Source organism: Variovorax sp. P4_D9 (genome assembly GCF_056401695.1).
On the sequence record NZ_JBFUIU010000637.1, the window covers coordinates 1 to 5,180 of the forward strand.

Below are 5,180 nucleotides of genomic sequence, written 5' to 3' on the forward strand. Positions count from 1 at the left end.
CTACTGGTTCGGCACCGACACGGCCGCGCGCGACCGCGTGCTGGCCCGCACCGTGAGCGGCGGCGTCACGGTCAACGACACGCTGATGCACATCGCGCACGACAACCTGCCCTTCGGCGGCGTCGGCGAAAGCGGCTGGGGCTCCTACCACGGCGAGGCGGGTTTCCTGCGTTTCACGCAGCAGAAGGCGGTGCTGGTGCAGTCGCGCTGGTCCGGCGGCGCGATGCTCTATCCGCCCTACGGCGAGAAGTTCAGGCGGACGATGAAGCTGCTGCGCCGGCTCGGATGAATCCGCGCCTCAAGCTCGCTTGCGGTGCTGGAAGGCGGTCGGCGACTGTCCGGTCGCGGCCTTGAACATCGCGCAGAAAGCGCTGTCGGTCGCATAGCCGCTGGCCGAGGCCACCAGGCTCACGGCCATGCCGCGCGCCAGCAGCGGCAGCGCATGCGCCAGCACGGCCTGCTGGCGCCACGCCTGCCAGCTCATGCCGAGCTGGTCGCGGAACAGCCGCGCCACGGTGCGCTCGCTGGCGCCGATCTGCCGGGCCCGCTCGGCCAGCGTGGCGCGGTTGGCCGGATTGCGCAGCAGCGCCTCGCACAACTGTCGCAAGCGCTTGTCGGCCGGCAGCGGTACGTCGATGCGGATCTGGGTGGCGCGCTCGAGTTCGTCGACCAGGAGCGGCGCGATCCAGCGCTCGCGCTGCGCCGCGTGCGGATCGACCGGCGGCAGGCCGTCGGGCGTGGTGTCCAGCGCCAGCATCAGCGCCCGCAGCAAGGGGCTGATCTCGAGCACCTCGCAGCGCTCCCAGCCCGGGCCGAGCCAGGTGTGCAGGTACACGGTGCGCAACTCGGCATCCTCGATCACGGAGGTGYTGTGCGGCATGTCGGCCGGCACCCAGAGGGCGCGCGAGGGCGGCACGATGTAGCTGCCGTCCTCGGTGGTCAGCCGGATCACGCCGCGGGTCGAGAAGGTCAGCTGCGGCCATGGATGGCGGTGCAGTTCGACCAGCGTGTCGGCCCTCAGGAAATGCTCCTTGGCCCGCAGCGGACGCAGGGCGTCGGGCGCGTAGAGGTGCGGCGTCAAGGGGCCCACGCTGTTGGCGGGCGCGGTCGGTGCATCAATAGGCGGCATAAATTCGACAAAACTTGTCTCTGTATCGCCATTCTGCCGCGACGGGCCGGCTTAGGATCGACCTCCGAGCCAGTTTCTTGTAGCAATCCATGTCATCCGCATCCCTTCCCAGTGCCGCGCCGACCGTGCGTTCCGACGTCAAGTTGATCGGCCTCGTCGGCCTGGCGCATGCCGTCAGCCATTTCAGCCAGCTGCTGCTGGCGCCGCTGTTCCCGTGGCTGAAGGAAGCGTTCAACGTCAGCTACACAGAACTCGGCGCCGTGCTGACCGCGTTCTTCGTGGTCTCGTGCCTGGTGCAGGCCGCCTCGGGCTTCATCGTCGACAAGCTCGGCCCGAGGCCGGTGCTGTTCGTCGGGCTGGCGCTGCTGGGCCTGGCGGCCTTCGGCTACGCGTTTGCGCAGAACTACTGGATGCTGCTCGGCGCCGCGGTGATGGCCGGCGTCGGCAACGGCGTGTTCCATCCGGTCGACTACACGCTGTTCAACCGCAAGGTGGCGCCGACGCGGCTGGGCCACGCCTACAGCGTGCACGGCATCACGGGCAGCCTGGGCTGGGCGCTGGCGCCGGCCCTGATGGTGCCGTTGGCGATGGCCTTCGGCTGGCGCGCGGCGCTGGCGATGGGTGGCGGGGTGGCGGTGCTGGTGCTGCTGGTCCTGTGGCTCAACCGCAGCGTGCTGTCGCTCAACGTCAAGCCGGTGCAGCATGCGGCCGGCGCGCCGACCGTCGGCGGCGAGTTCGCCTTCCTCGGAATTCCCGCGGTCTGGATGTGCTTCGGTTTCTTCTTCTTCTATGCGATGGCGCTGAGCGTCGTTCAGACGTTCGCGCCGTCCGCTGCCGGCCGGCTGCATGAGGTGCCGGTCGCGCTGATCGCGATGTGCCTGACGATCTACATGTTGGCCAGCGCCGCCGGCATGGTGGTGGGCGGCTTCCTGGCCTCCGATCCAACCCGCTGCGAGCGCGTCGTCGGCGCCGGCTTCGGCGTGGCGGCAGCCATTGCGCTGGTGCTGGCCTGGGCCGACTTCGCACCGATGCTGGTGCCCGTCATGTTCGGCGCCATGGGCTTCGCCTCGGGCATCGCCGGGCCGTCGCGCGACCTGTTGGTTAAGCGCTCTACACCGGCCAACGCCACCGGCCGGGTCTACGGCGTGGTGTATGCCGGACTCGACATCGGCCAGGCCGTGGCGCCGCTGATCTTCGGCCGGCTTATGGACCATGGCCAGTACGTCAGCGTGATCGTCGGCCTGGCGGTGGTGCAGGGCGTGCTGATCGCCAGCGCCTTCAACGTCCGGCGCGTGCGGCGCGAAGCGCTGGTGCCTGCCTCCGCCTGAAGATGGTTCCAGCCTGACGCCTTGTCTTATTCGCTTTTCCTGATCGTCGCGCTCGGCGCGGTGGTGGCCGGTTTCGTGCAGGGGCTCTCGGGATTCGCCTTCGGGCTGGTCGCGATGTCCTTCTGGGCCTGGACCGTAGACCCCCTGATGGCGGCCATGCTCGCGGTCTTCGGCGCGCTGACCGGGCAGCTGATCGCCGCCGCGACGGTGCGGCGCGGTTTCGACTGGCCCACCCTGTGGCCCTTCCTGATCGGCGGGCTGGCCGGCGTGCCGCTCGGTGTCTGGCTACTGCCGCGCCTCGACGTGCCCTTGTTCAAGGCCTGCGTCGGCGGCCTGCTGGTGGTCTGGTGCCCGGCGATGCTGATGGCGCGGAGCCTGCCGAAGGTCAGGGTCGGCGGCCGTGCCGCCGACGGCGTCTCGGGCATGCTCGGCGGTGTGTGCAGCGGGGTCGCGGGCTTCGCCGGCGCCATCCCGACGCTCTGGTGCACGGTGCGCGGGATGCCGAAGGACGCCAGCCGCGCCGTGGTCCAGAACTTCAATCTCGCGATGCTCGCAGTGTCCTTCGCGTTCCACCTGGCTGCGGGCAATGTCCGCATGTCGATGCTGCCGCTGTTCGGGATCGTGGCGATCGCTGTGCTGCTGCCGGTGCTGCTCGGCGCCCGGCTCTACATCGGCATCAGCGAAGCGGCATTCCGCAACCTGGTGCTGGGCCTGCTGACGGCCTCGGGCGTGGCGCTGCTGGCGTCGTCGCTGCCGGCGCTGGTCGCGCGGGTGGGCGGCTGAGCCTCGCGCCCAGCCGCGTCGCCGCTCAGGCCGCGATCAACGCATCGAGGCGGCGCAGGCCCTCGATGGTCTTCACGCAGGCCTCGGCTGCCTCGGTGCCCTTGACGGCGAAGTGCCGGTGGAAGTACTTGCGATGCTCCACGTGTTCGTGGAAGTGGTGCGGTGTGAGCACCGCCGACAGCACCGGAACGCCGGTCTCGAGTTGCACCGTCATCAGCGAATTGACGACCGTGCCGGCGACGAAGTCGTGGCGGTAGATGCCGCCGTCCACCACCAGCGCGCAGCCGACGATCGCGGCATAGCGGCCCGAGGTCGCGAGGCGCTTGGCGTGCAGCGGGATCTCGAAGGCGCCGGGCACGTCGAAGACGTCGATGGTGTCGACCGGCACGCCCAGGCGCTTCATCTCGGCCAGGAAGGCGTCCCGGGCTTGGTGGACGATGTCCGAATGCCACTGCGCCTGCACGAAGGCGATGCGCTGACCGCGCGGTGCGTCGGTGGCGGGAATGGCGGAGAGGGGAAGGTCGTTGATCTGACTCATGGTTTGCCTTTGCAAGGATTGCCTGAATCAGGGCGCACGAACCCGATGCCGGGGCCGGCACGAACGCACCAGCCCCGCAGCGAGGTCGCGCTCTCTTTCATCCGGACTGTGACCGTCGGCCCCGGAATCGCACCGGGTCTGCTGACCCCGCGGCGGACAAGCTGTCGCCGCGGGCGCTCGCGGGCTCGTGCGGCTTTCGCCGCCATCACCGCCGGTGGGGAATTTCACCCCGCCCTGAGAACGCTTGGCTCCGGCTTGCGCCGAAGCAAGGCGGATTCTAGGCAAGTCGGCCGGGCCGTGCTGTCGCCCAAGAGCCAAATCCCCAGGTCGCCCGGGGCGGCGCGGCTGTGCTTCAGCGGGCGGCCAGGAATTGCGTCATGCGCTGGAGCTCGCCGTCGAGTGCGGCACGAAAGGCGGGCCCCTTGGGCGCCGCGCCCGCGACGTAGCCGAATGCGGGCCGCAATCGTCCGTCGTGTGCCGAGACGTTGGCCCAGCCGATCACTTGCTCGTGCCAGAGCATCGGCAAGGCGTAGTAGCCGAGCTTTCGCTTTGGCGGCGGCGTGTAGGCCTCGAACTTGTACGTCCAGCCCCAGAGCAGCTCGAAGCGGCGGCGGTCCCAGACCACCGGGTCGAAGGGGGCCAGCAGGCGCAGCGCATCGTCGGGCGCATGGCGGCGCGACCGCGGGTTCTCGTCGGCCGGCCAGTACCAGGTGCAGCCGTCGATAAGGCAGCTGGCGAGCTGCTCGCGCGCCAGCCGGAGGGCGGACTGGGTCTGCGCCGACAGATGCGGGGCGCCGTAGCCGAGCAATCGCACCAGGTAGGTCAGGCTGGCGGCCGGCAGCGGCGCGTACTTGCGCACCACCAGGTCGACAAGCGCGGCGGCGCGCCGGGCGCGGCCGGCCGGACTGTCGTCTACGGGCGGATGCGTCACCGCCTCGTAGATGCGCGTGCCGCTGTCGCGCCTCTTGACGCGCAGCAGGCCGCGGTAGTGCATGTCATCGAGCAGGTGCGTGCTGGCGTTGCTCGAGCCGCCCCAATAGTTCTTCATGCGGCCGTGCGCGAAATGCAGTTCAACCTCGCGCGGATGCACCGGCCCGCGCTCGCGCACGAAGGCCAGCACCTCGGCCGCCTTGCGCCGGGTCTCGGCGTCCCAGGCGCGGGCGGCTTCGCGCGGATGCATCAGCGCCAGGTGCTCGCGCGGCAGGAAGCCATAGTTGACGAGGCAGTCCTCCTCGACCGCGAGCCGCGCGTAGCGGCGCTCGAGATCGCCGGCGCGGTAGTCCTCGACACGATGGCGCAGGGTCAGGTCTTGGGCGCGCGCCGGGGCTCGGATCGGATCGGCCTGGACGAAGCCCAGCCGCCGGATCGCGCCTGGCAGCGTCGTGGGCCGGAAGAAGGTGCG

The 5,180-nt window shown here is 70.1% G+C and carries 6 protein-coding genes and 1 riboswitch; of the genes, 3 read left to right on the top strand and 3 right to left on the bottom strand.

The features are described 5' to 3' along the window. A partial coding sequence (locus AC1DY5_RS41180; protein WP_478120206.1) for an aldehyde dehydrogenase family protein occupies window positions 1–289 on the top strand: 289 nt, incomplete at its 5' end. 9 nt (window positions 290–298) lie between these two features. Here AC1DY5_RS41180 and AC1DY5_RS41185 read toward each other — a convergent pair. Further along, complete coding sequence (locus tag AC1DY5_RS41185; protein WP_478120207.1) at window positions 299–1,129, bottom strand: AraC family transcriptional regulator; 831 nt, start codon at window positions 1,127–1,129, stop codon at window positions 299–301. 89 nt (window positions 1,130–1,218) lie between these two features. Here AC1DY5_RS41185 and AC1DY5_RS41190 point away from each other — a divergent pair, with 89 nt between their 5' ends. Together AC1DY5_RS41190 and AC1DY5_RS41195 are read left to right on the top strand one after the other, a co-directional pair. Further along, complete coding sequence (locus tag AC1DY5_RS41190) at window positions 1,219–2,457, top strand: MFS transporter (RefSeq protein ID WP_478120208.1); 1,239 nt, start codon at window positions 1,219–1,221, stop codon at window positions 2,455–2,457. A 21-nt stretch (window positions 2,458–2,478) separates the two neighbouring features. Continuing rightward, entirely contained in the window at window positions 2,479–3,240 is a 762-nt protein-coding gene (locus AC1DY5_RS41195) for a sulfite exporter TauE/SafE family protein (RefSeq protein ID WP_478120209.1), read from the top strand. A gap of 25 nt (window positions 3,241–3,265) precedes the next feature. Here the strand turns inward: AC1DY5_RS41195 and AC1DY5_RS41200 are convergent, their stop codons facing one another. Next, window positions 3,266–3,778, bottom strand: a complete 513-nt coding sequence (locus tag AC1DY5_RS41200) for a 6,7-dimethyl-8-ribityllumazine synthase (protein WP_478120210.1) — start codon at window positions 3,776–3,778, stop codon at window positions 3,266–3,268. Window positions 3,779–3,863: 85 nt separating this feature from the next. Further along, window positions 3,864–4,024, bottom strand: a riboswitch (FMN riboswitch). 106 nt (window positions 4,025–4,130) lie between these two features. After that, window positions 4,131–5,180, bottom strand: a 1,050-nt coding sequence (locus AC1DY5_RS41205; protein ID WP_478120211.1) for a DNA glycosylase AlkZ-like family protein, incomplete at its 5' end; no start/stop codon positions are given.